Source organism: Aeromonas sp. 601027 (genome assembly GCF_049174455.1).
Classification (GTDB): Bacteria; Pseudomonadota; Gammaproteobacteria; order Enterobacterales; family Aeromonadaceae; genus Aeromonas; species Aeromonas veronii_A.
In genome coordinates this window covers 179533-206526 of sequence record NZ_JAAKTN010000006.1, presented here as the reverse complement: position 1 = coordinate 206526, position 26994 = coordinate 179533, and the positions used below count along the sequence as shown (strand labels likewise).

The following is a 26994-nucleotide window of genomic DNA, read 5'->3' as shown; positions in this document are numbered from 1 at the left end:
GCATGGGTGGGGGCGAAACTCTGCTTAGAAAGTACGACCGATGTTGAAGGAGAAGAACTCGGTGCGATCCCCTTCATATTTCTTGATCGGCTTGGCCAAGGCGAACACCAGCGGCCCCATCGGCGAGAGCCACTGCAGGGAGACACCGGCAGAGACCCGGATATTGCCCGGGTTGGAGTAGTCCTGGCTCAGATAGTTGCAATCAGAACCGGCGGCGCAAGGATATGCTCCGTTGGCAAAATCGGTGCTCCAGACGGTACCTGCGTCCATAAAGACGGTGGAACGGATCTGCGGACGATAGGTCTCGGAGACGAACGGGGTCGGGAAGACCAGCTCCAGTGAAGCGACGGCCAGAGCGTTGCCCCCCACCGAGGTGTCGGAACCTTCGTAGTAACCAGTTTCACACGGCTGAGAACCCGTGCAACTGCCAGCACCCGGCTTGTTGTAGGTCTTGTAGATCGCCTTGGGACCAATGGTGTTGCTCTTGAAGCCACGCACCGTATCGAAACCACCCGCATAGTAGTTCTCGAAGAACGGCAGCATGGAGTCATCGCCATAGCCGTTACCGTAGGAGACACGACCCTTGCCGATCATTACCCAGCTGTGATCCGCATCGAGCGGGAAGTAGTGGGCATCCTCGGCTGAGAGCTTGTAGTACTGCAGCTCCATGCCCGGTACGGTCACCTTGGCGTTGATACGCTGACGATCGCCAGAAGTCGGGAACATCCCCTTGTTCAGGGTAGAGCGGGTCCAGCCAGCGGTGACATCAACGGTCACGAAATCGAGGTTGGAACCATCCTGTGAGTAAGCATTCCAGAACTGATCCATCTGTACCGACTGGCGGTTATCATTCCACTGATCCCAGCAGTAGGTATTGCCATCAGTATCCGGATTGTCCTTCAGACACTCCTGATAGTTCTGGGCATTGAATGACGGACGGCTCAGCTTGGTGCTCTCGATACCGGTACTGAAGTCGAGACGGTTGAACTCATTGACCGGGAAGCCGCTGGAGAGACGGAAACCGATGGTTTCATTCTCGTAATCAACGATATCGGCATCATCGGCGCGGAACTGGTTGTAGTAGACCCGACCACCCAGGCTGACACCATCCACGGTAAAGTAGGGGTCGTTGTAGCTCAGATCGACGTTCTTGGAGTAGTCGTTGGTGCTGGCGTTGATGGAGACCTTTTTACCGGTACCCATAAAGTTGTCCTGGGAGATCCCCGCCTGCAGGCTCAGACCCGATTCGGTGCCGTAACCGATACCGGCGTTGATGGAGCCTGCTGGCTGCTCCTTGACCTTGAAGTCGAGGTCAACCAGGTCATCATTGCCCGGCACCCGCTTGGTGTCCACTTCTACACTCTCGAAATAACCGAGACGGTTGAGACGGCTCTTGGACTGCTCGATGTTGTCGGAGGAGAGCCAGGTGCCCTCCATTTGGCGCATCTCGCGACGCAGCACCTGATCTTCGGTGGTGGCGTTACCGCTGAAGTTGATATTGCGCACATAGACACGGGGGCCCGGCTCAACGTTGACGATCAGCTCCACTTCCTTGGTTTTGTCATTGATCTGCGGGAAGGTGACCACTTTCGGATAGGCGTAGCCGTAACGGCCGAGGAACTTGGAGAGCACCTCTTCGGTATGAGTCACCTGACTGGCAGAGTAGGTGCTGCCGGCAGCAATCGGGATCAATCCCTTCATCTCGCCACCGCGGTCGATCAGGTCACCCTTGAGCTGGACACCGGAGACCTTGTACTGATCCCCTTCCTTGATGTTGAGGGTGACGTAAACGCCCTTCTTGTCGGGGGTCATGGAGACCTGGGTAGACTCCTGCTGGAAGCGGATATAGCCACGATCCATGTAGTAGGAGCGCAGGGTCTCGATATCACCCGCCAGCTTCTGTTTCTGATAGCGCTGATCGGCGGTGAAGTTCCACCAGGGCACTTCGTCGCGCAGGGAGAGCTGGGCAATCAGTTTCTCTTCCGGGAAGACGCTGTTGCCGACGATGTTGATCTGCTGGATCTTGGCCGCTTCCCCTTCCACGAAGGTGAACTTGAGGTCGACCCGGTTGCGCGGCAACGGGGTGACGATGGCCTTGACCTTGGCGGAGTATTTACCCACGCCATAGTAGAAATCTTCCAGTCCCTTCTCGAGGGAAGTGAGTACGGTGCGATCCAGCGGATCACCCACACGGATACCGGAGGACTCCAGACTCTGGGTCAGTTGCTCCTCTTTGATATCCTTGTTGCCGGCAAACTCGATGCTGGAGATGGTCGGACGCTCCTTGACCATCACCTGCAGCACCTGGCCGTCACGGTAAACCTTCACATCCTCGAAGTTACCCGAGGCGTAGAGCTTTTTGATGGCGCTGGCCAGAGCCACGGAGTCGACGGTATCACCGACCCGGATCGGCAGGTTCAACAGTGCGGCACCCAGGGTCACCCGTTGCAGACCTTCGACCTGGATATCTTGCACCACAAAAGAGGCAGGGGCCGCCTGGGCCAGGAAACTGGCACCCAGCAGGCAACTCAACACCAATGCTTTTTTAACAGCCATTTTGTTCTTATGTGTCCTTGTTGATGCTCTGGCCTCAGAGGCGAGCGAAATCGTTAAACAGCGCAATGCCCATCAATAACATCAGAATGGCGGCACCGATCCTGAAACCCACTTCCTGTATTTTCTCTGATACCGGCTTGCCGGTGACCGCTTCGATCAGGAAATAGACCAGATGGCCACCATCAAGCACCGGCAGGGGGAACAGATTGATAATCCCCAGATTGACGCTGATCAGCGCCAGAAAACTCAAGAAATAGACCAGACCATAGTCGGCACTGCTGCCGGCGCCCTTGGCAATGGAGATGGGGCCACTCAGGTTGTCCAGCGACACGATGCCACCAATCAACTTGCCAATCATGTCAAAGGTGAGCGTGATCAGGCTCCAGGTTTTGTCCGCGCCATGCCACAGCGCCTGCAAAGGCCCATACTGTAACAGAATTCGATATTCATCCGGTAATGGAACCAGTTGCGGTGAGAGACCGACGAATCCCACCAGCTTGCCCTGCACCTTGCGGCTATCCGGGGTCAGGGTCACGTTGAGATCACTGTTGTTGCGCTCAACCACCACTTGAAGGGGTTCGCCCGGTGCCTGCTGCACCAGTTCGACAAACTGGGCCCACGCGGTAATAGGCTGATCGCCGACCTGTTTGATACGGTCACCGACCTGCAGCCCCGCCTTTTCACTGGCACTCTTGGCCACCACTGCAGCCACGACGGGCAGCACTTTGCCACTCAGGGGGACGATCCCCAAGCTGCCGATAGGCGACTCGTTATCCGGATCGAAGGTCCAGCCGGTCAGCGACAAGGTTTTATCGGTGGCATAGCTGGTATTGGGTGCCTGCACCTTGAGAGTCACTGCATCATCACCCAGATGACTGATAAGAGCGTAGGTGACGCTCTCCCAGTCACCGGTCAGCTCATCGCCGACCCCGACAATCTCCATCCCGGGCAGCACACCCGCCTCGGCCACGATGGATGCCGGACGCACTTCACCGATCACCGGCTTGACGCTCGGCACCCCGATGATAAACATCAGCCAGAGGGCAAACAGGGCAAACACGAAGTTGGCCATGGGACCTGCGGCGACAATCGCCATCCGCGCCCAGACACTCTTGTGGTTGAAGGCATACTGCTCGTCACCGGGCTTGAGTTCATCGACCCGGCCATCGAGCATCTTGACGTAACCACCGAGCGGGATCAGCGCCAGCACATATTCGGTGCCATCTTTACCCATCCGGCGCCAGATCGCCTTGCCAAAACCGATGGAGAAGCGCTCAACCTTGACGCCACAACGACGGGCCACCCAGAAGTGACCAAACTCGTGCACCGCGACCAGCAGGCCCAGCGCAACAACAAAAGCACCGATATTCCACAACACACCGCCCATCAGCCAAGCTCCTCAATCAAAGTGTGAGCACGGGCTCTTGCCGCACCGTCCAGGGCAAACAGATCATCGAGCGAGCCGACGGCGCTGCTCTCCAGCGCCAGCATCACTGCCTCGTTGATCCGGGCAATATCCATAAAACCGATGCGCCCGGCCAGGAAGGCGGCAACCGCCTCCTCGTTGGCCGCATTGAGCGCAGTGGTCGCCGCTTGTCCCTTCTGGCAGGCATTGATGGCCAGCGCCAGACAGGGGTAGCGATCATAATCAGGCCGGATAAAGCTGAACTCTCCGACACTGAAGAAATCCAAAGGTTCCACACTGGAGGGGATGCGATTGGGATAAGCCAGCGCATGGGCGATGGGGGTACACATATCCGGATTGCCAAGCTGGGCCAGCACGGAGCCATCCTTATACTGCACCATGGAGTGGATCACCGACTGCGGGTGGATCACCACCTGGATCTGCTCGGGCGCCGCATTGAACAGCCAGCGCGCCTCAATGTACTCCAGCCCCTTGTTGATCATGGTGGCGGAGTCGACCGAAATCTTGGCCCCCATCGACCAGTTGGGATGAGCGATGGCCTGCGCCGGCGTCACCTTCGCCAGCTCGCTGATCTCGGTGTAACGGAACGGGCCGCCAGAACCGGTCAGCAAAATCTTGCTGATCCCCGCCGCCGCCAGATCGCAAAAACCGGGCTGGCGCTGCACGGCGGTCGGCAGACACTGGAAGATAGCATTGTGTTCGCTGTCGATGGGCAGCAGCTCGGCGCCATGTTCGCGCACGGCCTCCATGAAGAAAGCACCGGACATCACCAGCGCCTCCTTGTTGGCCAGCAAAATTCGCTTGCCGGCACGTACCGCGGCCATGGTCGGGGCCAGTCCGGCCGCACCGACGATGGCGGCCATCACGCTATGGGTGTCGGGGTGAGCGGCAACCTCGCAGAGGGCTGCTGCACCAGACATGACCCGGGTCGCACTGCCGTGCGCTTTCAGACGGGCAGCCAGTTCACGGGCGGCATCCTCATCGACCATCACGGCAAAACGGGGGGAGAATTCGAGGCAGTCCCGCAACATGGCATCCACGTTGCGGGCGGCGGTCAACGCCAATACTTGCCAACTGCCCGGGTTATGGCGCAGCACTTTCAAGGTACTCTGACCAATGGAGCCAGAGGCCCCCAGAATAACCAGTGACTTGTGCATCAAAACTCCTGACTGAGTAGCAGATAACTGAGCAGAAACACCGGCAGGGCGGCGGTCAGGCTGTCGATCCGGTCGAGAATGCCGCCATGACCCGGCAACAGGGTGCCGGAGTCCTTGATGCCCGCCTCGCGCTTGAACATGCTTTCGGTCAGATCGCCGAGTACGGAGGCTAGCACCGCCAGCAGAGAGCAAAACAGCACGGTGATCATCTTGGCAGGAACAAATCCCATCGACCAGGTGACACCGATGGCCAGCAGGCTGGCGGTAAAGAGGCCGCCGCACATCCCTTCGATGGTTTTGCCCGGACTCACAGCCGGTGCCAGCTTGTGCTTACCGAACGCCTTGCCGAAAAAATACGCGCCAGAATCTGCCGCCCAGACCAGTCCCATCACGAACAACAGGATCCAGGCGCCCATCATGGGGTCATGGTAAAAGTTGTAACCACGGATGGCGACCAGCGACCAGAAGAAGGGAACCAGGGTCACCAGACCAAACAGGGACTTGAGCCAGAGAGACTCTTTCCACAGCTTGGCGCTTTGGGGATAACGCAGCACCAGCAGCAGACCCAGCAACCACCAGCTTACCGCGGTCCAGAGCACGCCCATCACGAGGGGGTGCAGGTGAGGCGTCCAGAGTTGCTCCACCGGCAGCCAAAAGAGGCTGGCACCGAGCAACAGACAAAATACGATGGGTAACCATTGCTGCGGAGCAGCAGAGACAAACCCACTCCATTCGCGACTGGCCAACAAAAACACCAGCGCTGCCAACAGGGCAAAAAATTTCAATGGCAGAAAGAAGAGCGCCCCCAACACCAGGGGGATCAACATCAAAGCAGTAATAATTCGTTGTTTTAGCAAAAGAAACCTCTCTCTTGGGAGCGGGGTTTAGCCGGTCTGCTGCTCGGCGATCAATTCCCGTATCTGTTCACCCGTGCAACCGAAGCGACGCTCGCGGGCAACGAAAGAGGCAACCGCCTCACTGAACTCGGCCTCGTTGAAATCGGGCCACAATACCGGGGTAAAATAGAGCTCTGCATAGGCGAGCTGCCATAACACAAAGTTGCTGATGCGATGATCGCCACCGGTACGGATCAGGAGATCCACCGGCGGCAGGTCGGCCATACACACTTCGCGACCAAGCATGGATTCATCGATGTCATCGGCGGCCAGTTCACCGGCAACAACCGCGCGGGCCAGCTTGCGAGCCGCCTGAGCGATATCCCACTGGCCGCCATAGTTGGCCGCAATATTCAGGGTCAATCCCTTGTTATTGGCGGTCAAGGCTTCCGCCTTGGCGATTTTGGCCTGCAACCGATCACTGAAGCGAGCGGTATCGCCAATCACCCTGAGCCGGATCCCGTGACTGTGAAGTTTGTTCACCTCGCGGCCCAGCACGGTAATGAACAGCTCCATCAAGGCGCTGACTTCCCCTTCCGGACGACGCCAGTTTTCGCTGGAGAATGCAAACAGGGTCAATGCCTCGATCTTGGCTCGCGCAGCAAAGGTAACGGCCTCGCGCACTGACTTGACGCCCGCCTTGTGGCCATAAACCCGCATCTTGCCTCGGTTCTGGGCCCAGCGACCGTTACCATCCATGATGATGGCGACGTGACGGGGTAAAGACGAGTTGGCACAATCACCCAACGCAGCCAAAAGCGACATGGTTTTCTCCCACAAAGACAAAAGCGCCGTGCAGGGGCACTACACGGCGCTCGTAATATACCTTTCAGGCGCTTAGATTTCCATTAGCTCCTTCTCCTTTGCAGCAAGAGCCTCATCGACCAGCTTGATGTAGGAGTCAGTCAGTTTCTGGATCTCTTCCTGGGCGCGACGGTCGTCGTCTTCGGAGATCTCTTTGTCCTTCAGCAGCGCTTTCAGGTCGGCGTTGGCATCGCGGCGAATGTTGCGCACGGCAACACGGGCGTTTTCCGCTTCGGCACGGACGATCTTGGTCAGGTCGCGACGGCGCTCTTCGGTCAGCGGAGGCAGCGGCACGCGCAGGGTCTGGCCATTGCTGGAGGGGTTCAGGCCCAGATCGGAGGTCAGGATCGCCTTCTCTACCGCCTGGATCATGGAGCGGTCGAAAATGGAGATGGAGAGGGTGCGAGCATCTTCTGCCACGACGTTGGCCAACTGTTTCAGCGGAGTGGCAGCACCGTAATACTCAACCTGGATGCCGTCGAGCAGGCTCGGGTGAGCACGGCCAGTACGGATCTTGGACATCTGGGTCTTGAGTGATTCGACACTCTTGCCCATACGCTCCTTGGCGTCGTTTTTAATCTCGTTGATCACAGCGGTTTTCCTTTTGGCGAACGAGCCGCCATGCGGCTCGCATCTATATTATTTGCTGACGTAATGGATCAGGGTACCTTCCGGCTCACCCATGATAACCCGGCGCAAAGCGCCCGGCTTGTTCATGTTGAACACCCGGATCGGCAGATCATGGTCACGTGCCAGAGTAAAAGCAGCAAGATCCATCACCTTGAGCTCTTTTTCAAGAACTTCATCATAACTCAATTCATGGTACAGCACGGCATCCGGATTCTTGACTGGATCTTCGTTGTATACACCATCAACCTTGGTGGCCTTGAGCACTACATCGGCTTCGATCTCGATCCCGCGCAGGCAAGCTGCAGAATCGGTAGTGAAGAAGGGGTTGCCAGTACCGGCAGAGAAGATCACCACTTTGCCTGCACGCAGCTGGCTGATTGCCTCGGCCCAGCTGTAGGAATCACAAACCCCTTGCAGGGAAATGGCAGACATCAGACGGGCATTCACATAAGCACGATGCAGAGCATCACGCATGGCCAGACCGTTCATCACGGTTGCCAGCATACCCATGTGGTCGCCCACCACGCGGTTCATGCCCGCCTTGGCAAGACCGGCACCACGGAACAGGTTGCCGCCACCGATGACCAGACCGACCTGAACACCCAGCTCAACCAGCTCTTTGATCTCTTGGGCCATCCGCTCCAGCACTGCCGGATCAATGCCGAAACCCTCGGATCCTTGCAGGGCTTCACCACTTAACTTCAGAAGAACACGTCTGTATGCAGGTTTGGGATTGGTACTCATGTCACTGATTCCTGGTCATATAAAGACCGCGACATAAGTCGCGGTCTGGGGAAACGGAAAAACCGGTTCGATTAGGCCTTTTGAGCGGCCGCGATTTGGGCTGCAACTTCAGCAGCGAAATCGGTCTCTTGCTTCTCGATGCCTTCGCCCACTTCGAAACGGGTGAAGGAGACAACGTCAGCGCCTTCTTTCTTCAGCAGCTCGGCAACAGTCATGGAAGGATCTTTCACGAACGGCTGACCAGTCAGGGAAACCTCACCGGTGAACTTCTTCATGCGACCTTCAACCATCTTCTCGGCGATCTCTTTCGGCTTGCCGGAGTTGATGGCGATGTCGATCTGGATTTCGCGCTCTTTGGCAACGACTTCAGCAGATACATCTTCAGGCTTGACGAATTGCGGGCTGTTGGCTGCAACGTGCATGGCCAGATCTTTGGCCAGTTCGTCGGAACCACCGGTCAGCTTGGTGATAACACCGATGCGGGAACCGTGAACGTAGGTGCCCAGGTTGTCACCTTCAACCAGCATCACGCGACGCAGGTTCATGTTCTCACCGATCTTGGCGATCAGGTTGGTGATGGTCAGCTCTACGGATTCGCCGTTGCCAAAATCAGCGGCTTTCAGCGCATCAACGTCTGCGATCTTCTGGGTAGCTGCGATCTCGACGATCTTCTGACCCATGGCCAGGAAACCGGCATCCTTGGAAACGAAGTCAGTCTCGCAGTTCAGCTCGATCATGACGGCAACTTTGCCTTCGGTACGGGCGAAAATCACACCTTCAGCGGCGATACGGCCAGCTTTCTTGGCGGCTTTGGCCTGACCGGATTTACGCATGTTCTCGATGGCCAGCTCGATATCGCCGTTGGCCTCTTCCAGTGCTTTTTTGCAATCCATCATGCCAGCGGCGGTGCGCTCGCGCAGTTCTTTTACCAGGGCGGCAGAAATGTTTGCCATGTCCAGTATCCTCGGTCTTGAATTGACAAGAAACAGGGGCCACAAGGGCCCCTGCTAACCAATTACATCAGCTTGGTTAATAAGGGCTTTGCAGACCTTATCAATTACTCAGCTTCAACGAAGCCATCTTGTTCGGCTTGAACAACGATGTCCTGCTCGCGAGCTTCCAGTACGGTGTCAGCAGCAGCATTCAGGTACAGCTGTACGGCACGGATAGCGTCGTCGTTACCCGGGATGACGTAATCAACGCCGTCCGGGTTGGAGTTGGTATCAACGATGGAAACTACCGGGATACCCAGGTTGTTGGCTTCTTTGATAGCGATGTGCTCGTGGTCGGCATCGACAACGAACAGAACGTCAGGCAGGCCGCCCATGTTCTTGATACCACCCAGGCTCTTCTCCAGCTTTTCCATTTCGCGAGTACGCATCAGCGCCTCTTTCTTGGTCAGCTTCTCGAAGGTACCGTCCTGGCTCTGGGTTTCCAGATCTTTCAGGCGCTTGATGGACTGACGAACGGTTTTCCAGTTGGTCAGCATGCCGCCCAGCCAGCGGTGGTTAACATAGAACTGGTCGCAACGCTCAGCGGCTTCTTTTACGGCTTCAGACGCGGCACGCTTGGTACCTACGAACAGTACCTTGCCTTTCTTGGCAGCTACGGAGCTGATGAAGTTCATGGCATCGTCAAACATCGGAACGGTTTTTTCCAGGTTGATGATGTGAACTTTGCTGCGGGCACCGAAGATGTAGGATTTCATTTTCGGGTTCCAGTAACGAGTCTGGTGACCGAAGTGAACGCCGGCTTGCAGCATGTCGCGCATAGAAACTTTAGCCATTTTATACCTCTGTATTGGGGTTAGGCCTCCACACATCCCATATAACCGACCCGTTAAGGCACCCCGGCATATGTGTCGATGTGTGTGTGTTGTTTAAGTAAGGGTGATGAAATCGGGACGCAAGTTCCCCATTCCGGCGCGCTTTATACCATAACTTTGTTCAGGACACCACCGGCCGACACTCTAAACAGGTGTAAATCTGGATCCCGCCAGAGGAGGTTGCGACTGCCATTTGACGCTGTGATGACAATCACACTGGAAGTACGCGGGGGTTGCGGATAAAATTTTGGCCTGATTGCAAACGCATCTATTTTTCATTACCTGATTGCCGGACATCGATAGATGCGCGATCAGGTCCCAAGAGAGATCCCATGTCCATTAAAATCAAGACACCGGAAGAGATTGAAAAGATGCGCGTTGCCGGCCAATTGGCCGCCGATGTGCTGGTCATGATTGCGCCCCATGTCAAAGCTGGCGTCACCACTGACGAACTGAACACCCTTTGCCACAACTACATCGTTGATGTGCAGCAGGCTATCCCGGCTCCGCTCAACTACCACGGCTTCCCCAAATCCATCTGCACCTCGGTGAACGATGTGATCTGCCACGGCATCCCGAACCACAAGAAGCTGCGTGATGGTGACATCATCAACCTCGACATCACCGTCATCAAGGATGGCTACCACGGCGACACCTCCGCCATGTTCATCGTGGGCGAGACCACCCCGCTGCGTCGTCAGCTCTGCAAGATTGCGCAAGAGAGCCTCTACGCCGCCATCAAGAAGGTGCGCCCGGGCGCCTGCATCACCGAGATCGGCGCCGTGATCCAGCCCATCGTCGAGAAGGCCGGGTTCTCCGTGGTGCGTGACTACTGTGGCCACGGCATCGGTGCCGAGTTCCACGAAGAGCCGCAGATCCTCCACTACCGCAACGGCGGCAAGCTGGAGCTGAAGGCGGGCATGTGCTTCACCATCGAGCCGATGGTCAACAGCAAGAAGTACCACTGCAAGGTCAATCCGAAGGATGGCTGGACCGTGACTACCAAGGATGGCGGCGACTCCGCCCAGTGGGAACACACCCTGCTGGTAACCGAAGATGGCTGCGAAGTGCTGACCCTGCGCCCCGACGACACTATCGACCGCGTCATCAAACACAGCTAACATCGAACCCCGGCCCTTAGCGAAAAGCGCCGGGGTTTTTACTGCCCGTTTCAGCCATATGCCTGCCACTTGTGTGTGAGATGCCATGGACGCCAGCCTGCTTTCCCCCCATCTGTTACCCGACGACCAGCTCACCCGCGACAACTGCAAAGAGTACCTGAGCCGCTTTCTCGGCTGGCTGCACGCCCGCTTCGATGCCGGTGACAACATTATCGAGCTGGTTGCCACCCGCTCCGAATATATGGATCAACTGCTCTGCCGCCTCTGGCAGAAGTTTGGCTTCGACAAGAGCGACCTCACCCTCATCGCGGTGGGTGGTTATGGCCGAGGCGAGCTGCACCCCCACTCCGACATCGACCTGCTGATCCTCTATGACGGCGACGAGCTGGACGAAGTGCTGGGGCTGCGCATCGGCGAGTTCATCACCCTGCTGTGGGATCTCAAGCTCGAGGTGGGTCAGGCGGTACGCAACGTGGCGGAGTGCATCGAGCAGGGCAAGGCCGACATCACGGTCGCCACCAACCTCATAGAGGCGCGCTACATCACGGGCCGCAAGGAGGGTTTCCGGCAACTCAAGGAGGCGACCGGCCCCCAACACTTCTGGCCGAGCGAAGCCTTCTTTCGCGCCAAGCGCCAGGAGCAGGCGGAGCGTCATCAACAGTTTCTCGGCACCGCCTACAAGCTGGAGCCCGATCTCAAGAGCAATCCGGGCGGCCTGCGCGACATTCAAACCCTCGCCTGGGTCGCCCGCCGCCACTTTGGCGCCACTACCTTGTTCGAGATGACCAGCCACGGCTTTCTCAATCGCGCCGAGTACCGCGAACTGCTCGACTGCCAGAATTTTCTCTGGAAGGTGCGCTTTGCCCTGCACATGGCCATCAACAAGGGAGATAACCGCCTGCTGTTCGATCGCCAGCGCACCGTGGCCCAGATGTTGGGGTTCGAGGGGGAAGGCAACACTCCGGTCGAGCAGATGATGAAACGCTTCTATCAGACGGTACGGCGGGTCTCCGAGCTCAACGAGATGCTGCTGCAGCTGTTTGACGAGGCGATCCTCGGCAACACCGCCATGGATGTGCGCCGCCTCTCCGACGAATTCCAGATCCGTGGCCGCCTCATCGATGCGGTGGATGCGGAGCTGTTTAGCCGTGAACCGGCCGCTATCCTGCGCCTCTTCTATCAGATGGCCCATCATCCCGAGATTGCGGGCATCCACTCCGCCACCTTGCGCCAGCTGCGCGAGGCGCGCCGCAAACTCAACTGCTGGTTGCAAGACTTGCCCGACTGCCGTCGCCTCTTTATGGCGCTGCTGCGCCACCCCAACGGCATCGGCCTGCCGCTCACCCTGATGCACAAGTACGGCATCCTCGCCGCCTATCTGCCGCAATGGAACCTCATCGTCGGCCAGATGCAGTTCGACATGTTCCACGCCTACACTGTGGATGAGCACACCCACCGGCTGCTCAAGAACATTCATCAGTTTCCCAATCCGGCCAGTCGCCAAACCCATCCGCTCTGCCATGAAGTGTTCACCCGACTGCGCAAACCGGAGCTGCTCAGCATCGCCGCCCTGTTCCACGATATCGCCAAGGGGCGGCGTGGCGATCACTCGGAGCTCGGCGCCGTCGATGCGTTGGAGTTCTGCCAGCTGCACGGTCTGGATCGCTACGAGAGCCGACTGGTCGCCTGGCTGGTGCGCCATCACCTGCTGATGTCGGTTACCGCCCAGCGCCGCGATATCTACGATCCCGACGTGGTCACCGACTTTGCCCAGAAGGTGCGTGACGAGCAGCATCTAGACCTGCTCTACTGCCTCACCGTGGCCGATATCTGCGCCACCAACGATACCCTGTGGAACGACTGGAAGGGCACCCTGCTGCGGGAGCTCTACTTCGCCACCCAGAAGGCGCTGCGCCAGGGGCTGGAGAACCCGCCCGACATGCGGCTGCGCATTCGCGAAAACCAGCGTCAGGCCAAGCAACTGCTTGCGCAACGGGATGTATCGGAAGAGGCGATCAACCAGCTCTGGGGCGACTTCAAGGCCGATTACTTCCTGCGTCACAGCCCGGAACAGATCGCCTGGCACTGCCGCCACATCATCGAGCATGGCGACAATCCGGCTCCGCTGGTGATCATCGGCAAACACCCGACCCGCGGCGGCAGCGAGGTATTTATCTACTGCCGCGATACCCCGAATCTGTTTGCCACCGTGGCCTCGGCGTTGGATCAGAAGAACCTCAACATCCACGACGCCCAGATCATGAACTCGCGCAGTAACTATGTGCTCGATACCTTCGTGGTGCTGGAGCCGAGCGGCGAGCCCATCAGCCCCAATCGCACCGCCACCATCAAGAAAGCGCTGGAGAAGGCGTTGCAGGAGCCGGGCAAGCTGGTGCTGCGCAATAAGCCGTTGTCGCGGCGCCACCGCCAGTTCAGCGTACCGACCCGGGTAGTCTTCCTGCCCCGCTCTTCGCCCACTAAAGGGGAGAGCCGTCACACCCTGATGGAGCTGACTGCCCTCGATACCCCCGGCTTGCTGGCGCGGATCGGTGCGGTTTTCCAGCAGTGCGGACTGTCGCTACACGCCGCCAAAATCGCCACTTTCGGTGAGAGGGTCGAGGACTTTTTCAGCCTGACCAGCCTCGATGGCGAGCCATTGACCGCCGAGCAGCAAAAACAGCTGGAAGAGCGACTGGTACACCAGCTCAATCCCCAGCAGTCGGTACTGGATTAAGCGAAGAGTGATTCGAAAGAGGCTGATTGTCGGGCGTTTTTTGCCATACCAAACAACTGGTTGGCGCACACAGGATGAAGAAATGGCCGCTGGCCGGAAGAATTCCGGTCAACCCCTTAAAAACAGTCGGAAAAGTGTGATACAACAAACAGAATTTTTTAAAGGAAACCTGTCATGACCGAGTTGCAACAGATCATTGAAGCGGCCTTCGAGCGCCGCGACATCATTACTCCGGGCTCCGTGGATAGCGCCACCAAGTCCGCCATCCTGCAAGCCATCGACCTGCTGGACTCCGGCAAAGCACGGGTTGCCGAGAAGATCGCCGGTGAGTGGGTTGTCCATCAGTGGTTGAAGAAAGCGGTACTGCTCTACTTCCGCATCAACGACAACGGCATCATCAAGGGCGACGATGCCCAGTACTACGACAAGGTTCCCCTCAAGTTCTCCAACTATACCGCCGAGCAGTTCAAGGAAGCGGGTGTGCGCGTGGTGCCGCCGGCAACAGCTCGCAAAGGCTCCTTTATCGCCCCCAATACCGTGCTGATGCCCTCCTACGTCAACATCGGCGCCTTCGTTGACGAAGGTACCATGGTCGATACCTGGGCCACTGTCGGCTCTTGCGCCCAGATCGGTAAGAACGTCCACCTCTCCGGCGGCGTCGGCATCGGCGGCGTACTGGAGCCGCTGCAGGCCAACCCGACCATCATCGAAGACAACTGCTTTATCGGTGCCCGCTCCGAAGTGGTTGAAGGGGTGATCGTCGAGGAAGGTTCCGTCATCTCCATGGGCGTCTTCATCGGCCAGTCCACCCGCATCTATGACCGTGAAACCGGCGAGATCCACTACGGCCGCGTACCGGCTGGCTCCGTGGTCGTCTCCGGCTCCCTGCCCTCCAAGTGCGGTAAATACAGCCTCTACGCGGCGGTGATCGTCAAAAAGGTCGATGCAAAAACCCGTGCCAAAGTCGGCATCAACGCCCTGCTGCGCTCCATCGACGAGTAATCAGCATTGCTGTGATGAAAGGGCGCCTGATGGCGCCCTTTTCATTTTGGCGCCCCTGTCACAGGCAAGCCATGAGGCATCGGTTAAGATGGATGGGACAGGATCGTTTCAAACCGAGGAAGCCTGATGTACGAGAATCTGAAGAGCCTGGGGATCCAGGATCCCGCCTCCGTCGACAGCTATACCCTGCGCCAGGAGGCCAACCACGACATCCTCAAGATCTACTTCAAGAAGCAGAAAGGCGAGTTCTTCGCCAAGAGTGTCAAATTCAAGTATCCACGCCAGCGCAAGACCATGCTGGTCGATTCCGGTACCCATGAGTACAAGGATGTCACCGAGATCAACGCCAACCTCAAATATGTGGTGGATGAGCTGGACAACCTGACCCAGGGCGTCCATCAGCAGGCCGACCCGGACATCAAGCAAAAGATCCTGCGCGACCTGCGCCATCTGGAAAAAGTGGTACAAAACAAGATCAGCGAAATCGAACGGGATCTGGAGAAACTCTAACCCTCCCCCTCTTGCTTAAAGAGCGCCCAATGTGGCGCTCTTTTTATTGGCTGACTTTATATAGGTTTATCAGGTGATGACATGCGATAAGTCGAGCGAGGCACACCAGCGGTTGTGCCGACATAGGGCATCCCGTTACACATCGCATCTTGGGTAACGAGACTCCTGCCGAGTTCGACCTGCTGTGACTCGCACGATCCATAACCAGAAATAGCAAGAGGGAGGCTTTCGCCTCCCTCTTCAAACACGCTGATATTCAGGCAACAGGATTAGTTGCTCTTCATCCAGATGTCCATGTCGGTTTTCAGGTTGTCGGACTTGGTACCGAAGATGGCTTGAACGCCGGAACCAGCCACTACCACACCGGCAGCACCCAGTTTCTTCAGACCAGCCTGGTCAACCTTGGCAACATCTTTCACACCAACACGCAGACGGGTGATGCAGGCATCCAGAGAAGCGATGTTCTCTTTACCACCGAAGGCGGCAACCAGAGCAGCAGACATCTCGTCTTTGCCTTGGCCAACGGCCTCTTCAGCAGTCTCGTCTTCACGACCCGGGGTTTTCAGGTTCATGGCACGGATAACGAAGCTGAATACGACGTAGTAGATAGCCGCGTAAACCAGACCCAGACCAACCAGCAGCAGCATGTTGTCGGCACGCGGTGATTGCACCACGAAGTCGATGAAGCCGTTGGAGAAGGTGTGACCGTGTACGATACCCAGAGAGTTGGTCAGCACATAAGCCAGACCAGCCAGTACAGCGTGGATTGCGTACAGAACCGGAGCGATGAACAGGAAGGAGAATTCAATCGGCTCGGTGATACCGGTCAGGAAAGAGGTCAGGGCTGCAGAGGCCATGATACCAACGATCTTGGCGCGGTTTTCCGGCTTGGCAGCGTGAGCAATGGCGAACGCAGCAGCAGGCAGACCGAACATTTTGAACAGGTAGCCACCAGCCAGCTGACCAAAACCGTTACCGGCAGCGCGGGAAGCGTCATCAGCAGTCAGGAAGCAGGTCATGATACCGTGAACAGTTTCACCGGCACCGTTGACGCAGGTACCAGCCTGATAGAAGAACGGTACGTTCCAGATGTGGTGCAGACCGAACGGGATCAGGGAGCGCTCAACCACGCCGTAGATACCGAAGGCCAGTACCGGGTTCTGGTTGGCAGCCCAGTCAGAGAAGGCACCGATGGCACCACCCACTGGCGGCCAAATCACGGACAGGATCACACCCAGACCGATGGAGAGGAAACCGGTGATGATGGGTACGGCACGTTTGCCCGCGAAGAAGCCCAGGTACTCTGGCAGCTGGATCTTGTAGAAACGGTTGAACGCCCAGGCAGCGATACCACCGGCCAGGATACCACCAAGCACGCCGGTTTCGATGGTTTCAACACCCATCACAGGTGCCATGACCTTCAGGGTTGCGACCATGATGCCGTAGCCAACGATGGCTGACAGACCGGATACACCGTCGTTATTGGTAAAGCCCAGAGCAACACCCACTGCGAACAGCAGGGCCATCTGGCCAAATACGGAACCACCGGCTTGCTCCATTAATTGGGAGACAATTTCCGGCATCCAGCTGAAGTGGGCAGCACCCACCCCCAGCAGAATACCTGCGACTGGCAAGACTGATACTGGCAGCATCAGCGCCTTACCAACCTTTTGCAGATTAGAGAAAGCATTTTTGAACATTGTGTGCGCTCCTGAATGGATTGTCGTCCCTGAACGATCTATCTGGATGAAATAAGCACTGATTCATTCAGATATCTTCGAGTCGGGCTTGTTTATTTTGACCATCAGAATATAACCCAGCGGGTCATAAATTGCTGCTTTCGAAGGCGGGGGAATATTGAATTTGGAGGGAAGATCACAACTTGTTTAGCGGCTAAAAAACGCATCTAATATAAGTTAATAATCCGCATTTTCACTCTATTACAAAGACATATAAATAGCAGTTTCACTTTGTATTTTAATAATACCATTTACATCAAACGGCAACCTATTGTAACCAAGTGTAACGGCGTGACTTTTATTTATTACAGTCTACCGATTAAAAAGGCCTCCAACAAGGGAGGCCTCAACAAATATATCTGACCAGCAAACGGTCGTATTACTCTATTTTTGCGAGCGCTTGACCGCATCAATAAACACGCTTTTTGCCTTGGTTGAACCAGCCCGTTCAGCCTCGTTCACCAGCTTCATCGCCTTGTCGATATCCCCCGCCTTGACCGCTTTTTCGATCTGGCTCTGGTAGAAGGCTTCTGTTTCACTCAGCATGGCAGGAGCAGGTTTGGCTGCGACCGCAGCTGTTGTAGTTGTGGTAACGGCTGCAGTCGTCGCTATCGCGGCAACCTGCTGACCCTGGCTCATGGCCACCTTATCGGCATATTCGGGTTTGAATACCGCTTCAAGACCACTTCCACGGGCCATATCTTTGACTTTGATCTGCACCAAACCCCAAGGGGAGTGCGGGATCACCGGATCCTTGATATCAGGCTCAACGGTACCATTAGCACGAGCAAACGCTTTTGATGGATGCAGGATTGTTGTGCTGCCTGAGAGCTTATCCGCGGGCGCATAAACGATCATGTATGTTTCGCTGGCCGGGTTGCCAGGCATGCTGCGATCAACAAAAACACGCCCTTCAATACGGTCGTTATCGAGCAAGTGAGCAGGCTGATAGCTGAATACTGACTCACCCAGGACCCGAGTCACCTTGAACTCGGCATCCAGCATAATGACCTTGGGCACCATCACGGTTTTACTCACCTGTGATGCCAGGCTGATCGCCAGATTGCCGGTGTTGGTCGGCAAGCGATAAGCAGCAAAGTAACTCATCCCCTCATCAAACTGAAAAGTGGGTTGCTTGCCATCAATGGCCAGCAAGGTCTCACCTTCAGGCAAGGGGGCATAACTGAAATCTTTAAACGCCACACAGCAGCTTGAGGCTTTGGCCAACGCTTGCTTGGCTTGATCTGCATCGCTCAAGATCGAGCCATGTTCTTGCAGAGGAACAACCATGTTTCCGGCACAACCGGTTAATAGCGCAGTGATTACGGCTGCAATAGACATCTTTACCCGTTTCATTTTTCTTATCTCCATAATCCGGTGGCCGTGATCCGGCGAAACAAAACTGCCCCCATAAGGGGGCAGTCACTAACTTAACTTAAACTTTTGCTTACCACCAAGCTTCTGCTTGAACACCAAACTGGTAGGTGTCTTTGGAGGTATTGCCTTCGAAGACTTTCTTGTCTTCGTCGTTAGCCAGGTAGGAGGCGAACACACGGATTTCCGGACGGGCCCAGAAGCTGGAACCAGCAGACCAGGCTTGAGCCAGGGTCAGCTTGTAGCCGGCATCTTTGTCTTCGCTGCCATTGGTGGACTTGTTGTTGTCCTTGAAGTAACCGCCTTCAAAGATGGTCTTGTTGAAGTCATCCCACTTGTACATCGGGCGAACAACAACAGACATGGTTTCCCACTTGTCGTTGCCGTCCCACATTTCGTTGCCTACACCGTAAACCAGCTGGTGACCCATCTCCCAGGAGTTGCCCATCGGAACAACGCCCCAGTTGATGATACGGAAACCGTCAGCACCGTCTTTGGCTTCAGCGCCGTACCAGGAACCATCGCCATAGAAAGCCATGGTCTTGGAGTAACCTTCGGTACCGTATTGCAGCACGGTTTTGTTGAAACCACCGAGGATGCCAGCGGTCAGTTCAGCAGTCAGCATCACGCCATCTTGCGGATTCTTTTTCAGTGCTTTCTGATCGTTGGTCTCATTGACCAGAGCATAGTCAACGCCCAGTTCCAAGGACGCATCGGTCCACAGCGGGATGCCGGCATAACGCAGATCCAAGGTGTTAACGTTCAGATCTTCATTCTTCTGATAGGTCGGGTTACCGTTGCCATCCACTCCGGTTTGGGTGTACTGGCCAAACACATCGGCAGCGCTGCGATCGTTGCGTACCCATGCGAAAGATACTTTACCCGGACCAGCCTGGATGCCTTCGATACCAGCACCGGCACCGGAGATGTTCCAGTAGTAGAAGTCGGAGATGTGGATGTCATGGCGTTGATAGTAACGCTTACCAGCCCACAGGGTTGCTTCAGGAGCAAAGTTCAGCAAGCCTTTGGCTTGTACGTTGAACTGACGCAGAGCGAAGTCGGAATCACCATTGCACTGCTTGGCATCGAAGTTACAAACAGTACCGGTACCTTCCCAGTCGTTTGAACCGTTGGAAGCCATGGCAAACATGGAATCAACATAGAAAGTCTTGCCATCTTTGTTGAATACTTCCTGACCCAGTTGCACTTCACCGTAGGTATCATTTTCGTTACCAAGACGGCCAACTTTATTGACGTTGTATTTAACCATGTCGCCGTCGCCGGAAACACCGACGCCGGAACGGAAATAACCGTGGAAATCTACGGCAAAGGCGGCTTGGGAAGCCAGGGCGGCAGTAACAGCTGCTGCAATCGGGAGCCACTTCATTTTCATTGTCATATTCCTTATTTCCCGCAGTGAGGAGTGTGATCCTGAATATTCAACTTCTTATCACCATGTAATCCTGTTGGTGATAACCGAGGTTGATTATAGGGAGCGTATTTCACGACAAATATGAAGCGACTCACAAAATGGCGACAAATCGCTCGGCAAACGATCTCCACAACAACAACAAGTAAAAAAGCCATCAACCGCGCAATTAAAATCCGGAAAACAAGAAAAACACACAACAACAACAACTCTGAAAGCGTTATCATTAATTAATTCGCGATAGAACTAAAGTCATTATTTTACGTTCGAATGACAAAAACATGACTGAGATCGCTTTCAAGATGGAACTTTTATTTGGATGACGGGTCTGCGGTGCGCGTGAAACCATTACGGCAATGGAATGCTAAAAGGGGAAAATACCCCTCCGCCATCAGGGGAAATATGCGTTGCAGAGTGAGATGGTTTTTGTGCAAATAACAATCCCCTGCTACTTAAGGCTCAGGGGATTGATATGGCTCTATTCAAGAGAATATTCAGGGCTGAATATCCCACTTTTTCAGCCAGCTGAGTGCCACCTGTTCGGGTTCATCGTGCACGGTGGCATCCAGCTCCAGCGGGGAAATCACTCGCGTGGCCCCCAACTCTTGCAGCAATCCGTCCAGCCGACGGCCCGCGCCACAAAAATGGTCATAGCTGCTGTCCCCCATGGCAATCAGGGCATAACGCAATCCCTTAAGCCAAGGTGCCTTGTCGGCCAGCTCGCTGGCAAAAGGCTGCAGATTGGGTGGAATGTCCCCCTGCCCGGTGGTGGCACTGACCAGCAATAAAAAACGGCCGGGGTCTATGTCCGCCAGCCGTGCTTCTTCGTGCAGGGTACAGTGATGCCCCTTGCGTTCCAGCTCATCTGCCAAGGTCTCGGCCACCAGCATGGCTGCGCCGTAGACAGTTCCTACCACGATATCGATCTGCGCCATTCTCCTCTCCCTGCTTGAGTCACTCTTTTGAGCAACTCTATCAGCAAGCTGGCGTCAGATGCCACCGATTCAAGGCTGAGCATCAGGCGCTTAGTAGTCGCTCTCGCTGGCGGGCCAGCCCAGCTCGGCAAACAGGCGCAGCACATCCTGACCGAGTGGCGCCTGGATCCGCATCGGCACCTTGAGCACCGGATGGGTAAAGCTCAGGGTGCGGGCCACCAGCAGCAGCCGCTCGCAACCGAAGTGCTCGCGAAAGAAACGGTTGTGACGACCATCCCCGTGGGTGGTATCCCCGACGATGGGGTGGAACAGGTGATCCATATGGCGGCGCAACTGATGCTTGCGACCGGTCTTCGGGAACAATCTGACCAGACTGTAGCGACTGGTAGGGTGCTTCTTGGAGACCGCGTGGGGCAGCTCGACCTGATGCAGGCGACGGAAGGTGGTGACGGCATCCTGCGCCGGGCGATCCGGGTTGCTCATGGCATCGGCAATCTTGTCCAACTGCTCCTTGAGGGGATAGTCGATCACCCCCTGCTCGGGCGCCCAGCCACGCACCAATGCCAGATACTCCTTGTGTACCTGACGTTGGGTAAAGGCTTCAGTGAGTGCGCGGGCAATCACCGGATCGAGCGCAAACAGCAGCACGCCTGAGGTGGGACGGTCGAGGCGATGCACCGGATAGACATGGCGACCGCCGATGAGATCCCGGGTCATCTGCATGGCAAAACGGGTCTCGCCCTTGTCGAGCCAGCTGCGATGCACCAGCAGACCGGACGGCTTGTTGACCGCCACCAGCCACTCATCCTGATAGAGCAGGGTCAGCTTCAGGTCACTCTCTTCTCGGGTTTGATCTGGCATCATTGTTCTATCACTTTGCCGGAGAGCAGCAGATCGAAGCGGGCGATCAGGCGCAGCAGCGCTTCAGCTTCGGCCAGATCTTCTTTGTAGACTTCGCTGGCCATGGGATAAAGGGAGACGCTGGTGGGCAGCGGCGCCTGCAACATCACCAGCTGCTCCATGCGCGGGATCAGCACGAACTGCAGCCACTGATCAAAGCTCAGGGTATCGACACAAAAAGGCAGGGTGCTTGCCAGGGCTTCGTCACCGGGATGGTCAGCTTGCCAGCGCTCAAGGCGCTGCAACTCGGCGGTGAGTTCCCCCAACAGGCCAGCTACCAGCAAATATTGATTCATCTCGCTCTCTTCCTCATAACCACAGATTGATCCGCTGACCCGACAGGGTCAGCCAGGATGCCGATACATTCGGTCGCGCAGCACCGGCGATTAAGCCTGCTCGTCGACATACACGGCAGCCAGCGCGGCCTGCCGACTTTAAAAAAGGGCGATACTATACACCTCCCCCCGCATGGCTGCCATGTTGATATCTGCCGCAGCGCACGTCTGCTGCCACTGGCTATCCTCGGCAAGGGCCTTATAATCGGCCCGCATCACCATTAGCCGGATCTCACCATGTCTGTGACGCCTACTGCCATCAATACCTTGACCGAATTTCTGACTCAGGCTGGCACCCAGTTCCAGCTGTTTGACATGGGCCGCCAGGTGCGGCCACTGGCAAGCGACACCTTTGTGCGCATCGAACAGCAGCAGGAGCCCTATCCCTGGCCGCTGCAACAGCACGCCTGGCTCGGTGTACACTTCTTCCAGCCAAGCGAGTCTCGCCACTACCTCTGGTTCCTCAAGTTTGCCCTCGATGAGCGCGGCCTGCTGATGTCAAACGGCCCCAAGCTGTTCATGGATCAGGTGGTGGAGACCCTGGGCTACAAGCTCACCGGCGATCTGGACGAGGAAAAAGCCCAGCGCTTGGCCGACAATCCCTACACCTTCCGCCCGGCGGAGGCCAAGATGGCCAGTCTGCACGCCAAACTGGCGCGCCAGCTGGAACAGGCCCCTTCTGCCTATTACGATGCCCTCTGCCACTATCTGGCCGCCCCCAACGACACCGGTTGGCAGACTCTGGGGCTGCAGGGCTTTGCCGATCTAGCCGAGCGGCTGCATGATGAGCGCAATCTGGCGCTGATCTGCAAGGCGCTGCCCAAACTGCCGCAGGAACCGCTCTATGCCCTCTGCCAGAGCCTTGAAAACGCCCCGCTGCCGCCTGCAGTACAAGGGGCCCTGCTCGAGCGGATCGGCAAGGAGCAGGAGTGCGCCGCCCCCAACCCTGAGACCCTGGCCTACCTCTGCCGCGCCATGTCCTCCTGCCCCGGCAGCACTTTGCGCACCAACAAGCTGCTGACCCTGCTGCAAACCCAGCCGAGCCCTGCGCTGCTGCTCGCCATCGCCGGCCGGCTCTGGCCCGACCTGAAAGATGCCAATCTGCTCAGCCACTATCTGGAACAGCTGGCACTGCAACCGACCCAGTTCTTCAATCAGGTTTTTGCCGAGTTGGTCACTTTACCGGCCCTGCGCAATGATATGCTGGCCAGACTGCGTGACCCCAACCGCAGCGATGCGCTGGGCAAGGCCATCGGCCGTCTGTTTGCCTCGGCCTGATCCCTCGCCCCCCCCTCACGCCACGAGGCAACACGGCGGGAATATAGAAAAGGAGATCGGGAGTGCCGAGCAGGACTCCCGGTTATCGACATCACGATAAGGAAGCCCGCCTATGGGAGAGATGCTCGGAATTTTGTTGCTGATTGCGATTGCCGGCCTGTTCTGGCTGCAACGCCAACAGGCAGAAGTGGCCTGGCAATACATGCGCCGCTACTGCCAGCACCATGACCTGCAACTGCTGTCACTGGCTCGCCATCGGCGGGAGCTGGCACATAATCCCCTGCGGCTGCTGACCCACTATCAGTTTGAATTTTCCAGCGATGGCGAGAGCCACTATCAGGGCACCCTCAAGATGCAGGGGCTGCACATCGTAGGCGTTGATCTGCCACCCCATCGCATCCCCTCTGCCTGATCCCCAATCTCGTCTCTGCGCCCGATGGCTGTGCCTGTCTATAATCTCAGGGATTAAACAAAGGGAGAGACGAGATGGAACCCCTTGTCCACGATCTGCCAGCCCTGTTTGCCCAGCTCGGGATGGCCAACGACGAGCTGAGCCTGCACCGCTTTGTGCACGACCATCACCTCGACAATGAAACCCTGTTGCCGGAGGCCGGTTTCTGGAACGCCGCCCAGGCCAGCTTCCTGCGCGATGCCCTGTGGAACGACTCCGACTGGTGCGAGGCGATCGACCAGCTCGATATGATGCTGCGCCAGCCCCGCTAAGCCGCCCGCCCCTTTCCTCCCCTGCTGGCTTTGGTTAAGATCCCGCACCGATATCGATCCCCCCTTCTCACCCAGAGCATGCTTATGTCCGCCCACGAGATCATCCGAATTGCCAACGAGCTGGCCACCAAGGGCCTGACACCCACCACCGCCATGATCAAGGCCCGCCTCACCCAGCCTGTGCCGATGGCCGAGCTGCTGAAAGTGCTGAGCCAGTGGAAGCAGCAGCCCGTCGCGACCGCCGAGAGCGAGATCCTGCAAGAGGCAGCCCCCCAGCCAGCGCCGGCGCTCACCCTGCAGCAACTCGCCGAACAGCTCGCACGCATCGAACAGAAGGTGGATCGCCTGACCGACCTGCTCCTTCAGCAGGGGCAAGGCTGAACCATGTATATCGTCGAACTCTGCTTTGAGTGTTACCGCGATACCTCCCTTGGCGACGCCGAGCGTGCTATCGTCAACTACCTCGACATGCTGCGTTATCAGGGCCAGATCCTCGGGCGGGAGTTCCCCACCAGCATGCATGAAGGCTATTTCGTCAGTCGGGTGGTCTGCCCGGAGCAGGATAGCCTGCACCCCGACAACCAGAGCGAGCAGGTCAAACTGGCCGAACAGCAGCTCAATCAGGCGGGGTTGCTAGCGCCCAAACTCCAGCTGCAGGGGGCGGATCTGCTCTCCGACAGCACAGATCCTTGCGGCCAGCAGGGCGAGCGGCCGAGCTGGATGATGCTCTATACCAGCTTCCTGCATACCTGCTCGCCGCTGCGCTGTGGCGACCACTTCGCCCCCATTCCGCTCTACCAACTGCCCGCAGTCGCCAACGGCGATCAGAAACAGATCATCAAGTGGCAGGAGGATTGGGAGGCGTGCGATCAGTTGCAGATGAACGGCTCCATCGCCGAACATGCGGCGCTGCACGAAATCGGCGAAGTGGGCAGCCGCCTCTACCGGCGCGGCAGCGATCTGGCCAAACGGCTGGAAGTGCTGAGCGGCATCCCCACCTACTACTACCTCTATCGGGTGGGCGGGCTGAGCGCCGCCGAGGAGAAGGCGCGCCCCTGCCCCAGCTGTGGCGGTGAGTGGGCGCTGACAGAGCCGCTGCACGAGATCTTCGACTTCAAGTGCGACAGCTGCCGTCTGGTCTCCAACCTCTCCTGGGATTTCAAGGATTAAGCGCGTTCCCTGTACGCGATGCCATAAAAAAGAGCCTTGCCGCATGGCAAGGCTCTTTTCGTTCCGATGGGTAACCTTGGCTCGAGCAGGTGCTATTGCGGCAACGTCTCCAGCCGCTCCAGAAACGCCGGCAAAGAGGGCGCCAGCGTCAGACGGCGGCCGGAATCGAGCCACTCCAGCCACACCTGACCACTCTCGTTATCCAGCGAGATGAGCGTCATCTCGTTGCGGGTGGTGGCAATAAAGATGGAGGGGGTTCGTTTTAGCTTGCGCAGCATCAGCAAGTGGCCGATGAGGTTCTCCTTGAGCAGGTCGAGATCCACGTCGTTCCACGGCAGGAGCAATTCAAGGCGCAGCCCCTTGAAAAGGCAGGGGATGGGGCGGCTGAAGCAGTGCCCGAACAGGGCAATGGCGCTGGGATGAATCGTCAGCTCGAGGGCATCGGCCATGGCTGTAAAGTCGGCGGGCTCGGAGCGATGGTGAGGACGCCAGGCCACCCGACCATCGGCGGGCTCACCAAGCTGGCAGGGGGAAAGCCAGTCCGCCTCCCACTCGCACAGGGGCAGGCCTCGTCTGGCCTCGCCATCCCGTTGCCAGCGGGCAAAAAAGTGCTCCAGGGCAGACAAAACTTGATCCGACATCGAAAATCCCCACAATTGCTGGCAAAGTCCGCTATTGCACCACCAAACCCGGTAACAGACAAGGTTGCCAGCCGACCTTGCGACCCGGGAAACAAAACCTGGGATACAGAGAGGCTGACGCCCAAGCCAAACGGCTGCAACCATCCGGCCCTGCAATGGCCCGTTTCATTCCACTCATCATGAGCACATTACGTGAGCAACCCTGTGAGCAAACAAGATAGATACGCCGGGGCCAGCGCCCTGACCGGCCTGAGCCTAGGCCAGCAATCCGATTACATCAGCCAGTACACCCCCTCCCTGCTGCAGCCAGTTCCACGTAGCCTGAACCGGGATGATCTCCAGCTGGGCGATGACCTGCCCTTTAGCGGTTGCGATGTCTGGACCCTCTATGAGCTCTCCTGGCTCAATGCCAAGGGCAAGCCGATGGTGGCGGTGGGTGAAGTGGCCATTCCGGCCACCAGTGCGAACCTGATCGAATCCAAATCCTTCAAGCTCTACCTCAACTCCTTCAACCAGACCCGTTGCGACTCTATCGAGGCAGTCGCCGCCATGCTGACCAAGGATCTGAGTGCCTGTGCCGGTGAGACCGTCAAGGTGACCCTGTTCCCCCTCGACAAGGCGCCGCACCAGATTGCCCTGCTGCCCGGCGAGTGCATTGATGAGCAGGATATCGAGGTAGACAATTACGAGTTTGATGCGTCCCTGCTGCAAGGGGCGGTCGGCAGCGAGCAGGTCGAGGAGACTCTGCACAGCCACCTGCTCAAATCCAACTGCCTGGTCACCAGCCAGCCCGACTGGGGCTCCGTGGTAATCCGCTACAAGGGGCCGAAACTCGATCGGGAGAAGCTGCTGCGCTACCTCATCTCGTTCCGCCAACACAACGAGTTCCACGAGCAGTGCATCGAGCGGATCTTTATCGACCTCAAGCACTATTGCCAGCCTGAGCAGTTGACCGTCTATGCACGCTATACCCGCCGCGGCGGCCTCGACATCAACCCGTTCCGCTCCGATTTCGAAGCCGTGCCAACCAACCTGCGTCTGATCCGTCAATAAGAGCAGACGTTG

At 57.2% G+C, this 26994-nt stretch carries 26 protein-coding genes; 10 read left to right on the top strand and 16 right to left on the bottom strand.

Annotated features, from left to right (window positions below):
- Positions 1-24: 24 nt before the first annotated feature.
- From bamA to rpsB, 9 genes are all read right to left on the bottom strand, one after another.
- Positions 25-2556: an outer membrane protein assembly factor BamA gene (gene bamA, locus G5193_RS10210; protein ID WP_204385182.1), complete on the bottom strand. Its 2532-nt coding sequence runs from the start codon at positions 2554-2556 to the stop codon at positions 25-27.
- Positions 2557-2590: 34 nt separating this feature from the next.
- Positions 2591-3943 carry a sigma E protease regulator RseP gene (rseP, locus tag G5193_RS10205; protein ID WP_236302881.1) on the bottom strand — a complete coding sequence of 451 codons (1353 nt, stop codon included), beginning with the start codon at positions 3941-3943 and terminating at the stop codon, positions 2591-2593.
- Complete coding sequence (ispC, locus tag G5193_RS10200) at positions 3943-5139, bottom strand: 1-deoxy-D-xylulose-5-phosphate reductoisomerase (RefSeq protein ID WP_040066582.1); 1197 nt, start codon at positions 5137-5139, stop codon at positions 3943-3945. Before ispC ends, rseP begins: the two co-directional genes overlap by 1 nt.
- Positions 5139-5996, bottom strand: a complete 858-nt coding sequence (locus G5193_RS10195) for a phosphatidate cytidylyltransferase (protein WP_227341179.1) — start codon at positions 5994-5996, stop codon at positions 5139-5141. The genes ispC and G5193_RS10195 overlap by 1 nt, the downstream gene beginning before the upstream one ends.
- Before the next feature lie 27 nt (positions 5997-6023).
- Positions 6024-6800, bottom strand: coding sequence for a polyprenyl diphosphate synthase (gene uppS, locus G5193_RS10190; protein ID WP_216951881.1), 777 nt, complete (start codon positions 6798-6800; stop codon positions 6024-6026).
- A 72-nt stretch (positions 6801-6872) separates the two neighbouring features.
- On the bottom strand, positions 6873-7430 hold the full coding sequence (frr, locus tag G5193_RS10185; RefSeq protein WP_216951882.1) for a ribosome recycling factor: 558 nt from the start codon (positions 7428-7430) through the stop codon (positions 6873-6875).
- Positions 7431-7478: 48 nt separating this feature from the next.
- On the bottom strand, positions 7479-8213 hold the full coding sequence (gene pyrH, locus G5193_RS10180; protein WP_005343782.1) for a UMP kinase: 735 nt from the start codon (positions 8211-8213) through the stop codon (positions 7479-7481).
- Positions 8214-8284: 71 nt separating this feature from the next.
- Positions 8285-9166 carry a translation elongation factor Ts gene (gene tsf, locus G5193_RS10175; RefSeq protein ID WP_204385179.1) on the bottom strand — a complete coding sequence of 294 codons (882 nt, stop codon included), beginning with the start codon at positions 9164-9166 and terminating at the stop codon, positions 8285-8287.
- Positions 9167-9270: 104 nt separating this feature from the next.
- Complete coding sequence (gene rpsB / locus G5193_RS10170) at positions 9271-9999, bottom strand: 30S ribosomal protein S2 (protein ID WP_204385178.1); 729 nt, start codon at positions 9997-9999, stop codon at positions 9271-9273.
- Positions 10000-10370: 371 nt separating this feature from the next.
- Between rpsB and map the strand changes: the two genes are divergently transcribed.
- From map to G5193_RS10150, 4 genes are all read left to right on the top strand, one after another.
- Positions 10371-11159 carry a type I methionyl aminopeptidase gene (gene map, locus G5193_RS10165; RefSeq protein WP_421205927.1) on the top strand — a complete coding sequence of 263 codons (789 nt, stop codon included), beginning with the start codon at positions 10371-10373 and terminating at the stop codon, positions 11157-11159.
- 85 nt (positions 11160-11244) lie between these two features.
- Positions 11245-13893 (top strand): bifunctional uridylyltransferase/uridylyl-removing protein GlnD, encoded by a 2649-nt coding sequence (gene glnD, locus G5193_RS10160; RefSeq protein WP_421205926.1) that lies wholly within the window; start codon positions 11245-11247, stop codon positions 13891-13893.
- A gap of 174 nt (positions 13894-14067) precedes the next feature.
- Positions 14068-14895, top strand: a complete 828-nt coding sequence (dapD, locus tag G5193_RS10155) for a 2,3,4,5-tetrahydropyridine-2,6-dicarboxylate N-succinyltransferase (RefSeq protein WP_216951885.1) — start codon at positions 14068-14070, stop codon at positions 14893-14895.
- Positions 14896-15021: 126 nt separating this feature from the next.
- Positions 15022-15405, top strand: coding sequence for a DUF3461 family protein (locus G5193_RS10150; RefSeq protein ID WP_005338583.1), 384 nt, complete (start codon positions 15022-15024; stop codon positions 15403-15405).
- A 269-nt stretch (positions 15406-15674) separates the two neighbouring features.
- On the opposite strand, the gene ptsG is transcribed toward G5193_RS10150, so the two are convergent.
- The 6 genes from ptsG to G5193_RS10120 all read right to left on the bottom strand — a co-directional run bounded on the left by ptsG (position 15675) and on the right by G5193_RS10120 (position 22078).
- The gene (gene ptsG / locus G5193_RS10145; RefSeq protein ID WP_005338586.1) at positions 15675-17105 is read right to left on the bottom strand and encodes a PTS glucose transporter subunit IIBC; all 1431 of its coding nucleotides are present in this window, start codon (positions 17103-17105) and stop codon (positions 15675-15677) included.
- A gap of 423 nt (positions 17106-17528) precedes the next feature.
- Positions 17529-18500 carry a MalM family protein gene (locus G5193_RS10140; protein ID WP_421205925.1) on the bottom strand — a complete coding sequence of 324 codons (972 nt, stop codon included), beginning with the start codon at positions 18498-18500 and terminating at the stop codon, positions 17529-17531.
- Positions 18501-18591: 91 nt separating this feature from the next.
- Complete coding sequence (locus G5193_RS10135; RefSeq protein ID WP_302054505.1) at positions 18592-19911, bottom strand: maltoporin; 1320 nt, start codon at positions 19909-19911, stop codon at positions 18592-18594.
- A gap of 530 nt (positions 19912-20441) precedes the next feature.
- On the bottom strand, positions 20442-20882 hold the full coding sequence (locus G5193_RS10130; RefSeq protein ID WP_216951888.1) for a flavodoxin: 441 nt from the start codon (positions 20880-20882) through the stop codon (positions 20442-20444).
- Positions 20883-20972: 90 nt separating this feature from the next.
- Complete coding sequence (gene truC, locus G5193_RS10125; protein WP_041202291.1) at positions 20973-21746, bottom strand: tRNA pseudouridine(65) synthase TruC; 774 nt, start codon at positions 21744-21746, stop codon at positions 20973-20975.
- Entirely contained in the window at positions 21743-22078 is a 336-nt protein-coding gene (locus G5193_RS10120; RefSeq protein WP_005338596.1) for a YqcC family protein, read from the bottom strand. The genes truC and G5193_RS10120 overlap by 4 nt, the downstream gene beginning before the upstream one ends.
- 276 nt (positions 22079-22354) lie before the next feature.
- Between G5193_RS10120 and G5193_RS10115 the strand changes: the two genes are divergently transcribed.
- The 5 genes from G5193_RS10115 (at position 22355) to G5193_RS10095 (ending at position 25288) form a co-directional block, all read left to right on the top strand.
- The gene (locus G5193_RS10115; RefSeq protein ID WP_421205924.1) at positions 22355-23395 is read left to right on the top strand and encodes a DUF3549 family protein; all 1041 of its coding nucleotides are present in this window, start codon (positions 22355-22357) and stop codon (positions 23393-23395) included.
- Between the two features lie 112 nt (positions 23396-23507).
- Complete coding sequence (locus G5193_RS10110; protein ID WP_139409987.1) at positions 23508-23807, top strand: DUF3301 domain-containing protein; 300 nt, start codon at positions 23508-23510, stop codon at positions 23805-23807.
- A gap of 74 nt (positions 23808-23881) precedes the next feature.
- A complete protein-coding gene (locus G5193_RS10105) occupies positions 23882-24118 on the top strand; it encodes a DUF2789 family protein (protein ID WP_421205923.1) in 237 nt (78 codons plus the stop codon).
- Positions 24119-24202: 84 nt separating this feature from the next.
- Positions 24203-24499, top strand: a complete 297-nt coding sequence (locus G5193_RS10100) for a hypothetical protein (RefSeq protein ID WP_227341185.1) — start codon at positions 24203-24205, stop codon at positions 24497-24499.
- Between the two features lie 3 nt (positions 24500-24502).
- A complete protein-coding gene (locus G5193_RS10095; protein WP_227341186.1) occupies positions 24503-25288 on the top strand; it encodes a Zn-ribbon-containing protein in 786 nt (261 codons plus the stop codon).
- A 92-nt stretch (positions 25289-25380) separates the two neighbouring features.
- Here the strand turns inward: G5193_RS10095 and syd are convergent, their stop codons facing one another.
- Positions 25381-25929 (bottom strand): SecY-interacting protein, encoded by a 549-nt coding sequence (gene syd, locus G5193_RS10090; protein WP_421205922.1) that lies wholly within the window; start codon positions 25927-25929, stop codon positions 25381-25383.
- A gap of 204 nt (positions 25930-26133) precedes the next feature.
- Here syd and queF point away from each other — a divergent pair, with 204 nt between their 5' ends.
- On the top strand, positions 26134-26982 hold the full coding sequence (gene queF / locus G5193_RS10085) for an NADPH-dependent 7-cyano-7-deazaguanine reductase QueF (RefSeq protein WP_421205921.1): 849 nt from the start codon (positions 26134-26136) through the stop codon (positions 26980-26982).
- Positions 26983-26994: the final 12 nt, after the last annotated feature.

Bases quoted from the DNA above. Each gene is read 5' to 3' on its own strand.
- bamA (WP_204385182.1), bottom strand. From the start codon at position 2,556: ATGGCTGTTAAAAAAGCATTGGTGTTGAGTTGCCTGCTGGGTGCCAGT.
- rseP (WP_236302881.1), bottom strand. From the start codon at position 3,943: ATGGGCGGTGTGTTGTGGAATATCGGTGCTTTTGTTGTTGCGCTGGGC.
- ispC (WP_040066582.1), bottom strand. From the start codon at position 5,139: ATGCACAAGTCACTGGTTATTCTGGGGGCCTCTGGCTCCATTGGTCAG.
- uppS (WP_216951881.1), bottom strand. From the start codon at position 6,800: ATGTCGCTTTTGGCTGCGTTGGGTGATTGTGCCAACTCGTCTTTACCC.
- pyrH (WP_005343782.1), bottom strand. From the start codon at position 8,213: ATGAGTACCAATCCCAAACCTGCATACAGACGTGTTCTTCTGAAGTTA.
- tsf (WP_204385179.1), bottom strand. From the start codon at position 9,166: ATGGCAAACATTTCTGCCGCCCTGGTAAAAGAACTGCGCGAGCGCACC.
- rpsB (WP_204385178.1), bottom strand. From the start codon at position 9,999: ATGGCTAAAGTTTCTATGCGCGACATGCTGCAAGCCGGCGTTCACTTC.
- map (WP_421205927.1), top strand. From the start codon at position 10,371: ATGTCCATTAAAATCAAGACACCGGAAGAGATTGAAAAGATGCGCGTT.
- glnD (WP_421205926.1), top strand. From the start codon at position 11,245: ATGGACGCCAGCCTGCTTTCCCCCCATCTGTTACCCGACGACCAGCTC.
- dapD (WP_216951885.1), top strand. From the start codon at position 14,068: ATGACCGAGTTGCAACAGATCATTGAAGCGGCCTTCGAGCGCCGCGAC.
- G5193_RS10150 (WP_005338583.1), top strand. From the start codon at position 15,022: ATGTACGAGAATCTGAAGAGCCTGGGGATCCAGGATCCCGCCTCCGTC.
- ptsG (WP_005338586.1), bottom strand. From the start codon at position 17,105: ATGTTCAAAAATGCTTTCTCTAATCTGCAAAAGGTTGGTAAGGCGCTG.
- G5193_RS10140 (WP_421205925.1), bottom strand. From the start codon at position 18,500: ATGAAACGGGTAAAGATGTCTATTGCAGCCGTAATCACTGCGCTATTA.
- G5193_RS10135 (WP_302054505.1), bottom strand. From the start codon at position 19,911: ATGAAAATGAAGTGGCTCCCGATTGCAGCAGCTGTTACTGCCGCCCTG.
- G5193_RS10130 (WP_216951888.1), bottom strand. From the start codon at position 20,882: ATGGCGCAGATCGATATCGTGGTAGGAACTGTCTACGGCGCAGCCATG.
- truC (WP_041202291.1), bottom strand. From the start codon at position 21,746: ATGATGCCAGATCAAACCCGAGAAGAGAGTGACCTGAAGCTGACCCTG.
- G5193_RS10120 (WP_005338596.1), bottom strand. From the start codon at position 22,078: ATGAATCAATATTTGCTGGTAGCTGGCCTGTTGGGGGAACTCACCGCC.
- G5193_RS10115 (WP_421205924.1), top strand. From the start codon at position 22,355: ATGTCTGTGACGCCTACTGCCATCAATACCTTGACCGAATTTCTGACT.
- G5193_RS10110 (WP_139409987.1), top strand. From the start codon at position 23,508: ATGGGAGAGATGCTCGGAATTTTGTTGCTGATTGCGATTGCCGGCCTG.
- G5193_RS10105 (WP_421205923.1), top strand. From the start codon at position 23,882: ATGGAACCCCTTGTCCACGATCTGCCAGCCCTGTTTGCCCAGCTCGGG.
- G5193_RS10100 (WP_227341185.1), top strand. From the start codon at position 24,203: ATGTCCGCCCACGAGATCATCCGAATTGCCAACGAGCTGGCCACCAAG.
- G5193_RS10095 (WP_227341186.1), top strand. From the start codon at position 24,503: ATGTATATCGTCGAACTCTGCTTTGAGTGTTACCGCGATACCTCCCTT.
- syd (WP_421205922.1), bottom strand. From the start codon at position 25,929: ATGTCGGATCAAGTTTTGTCTGCCCTGGAGCACTTTTTTGCCCGCTGG.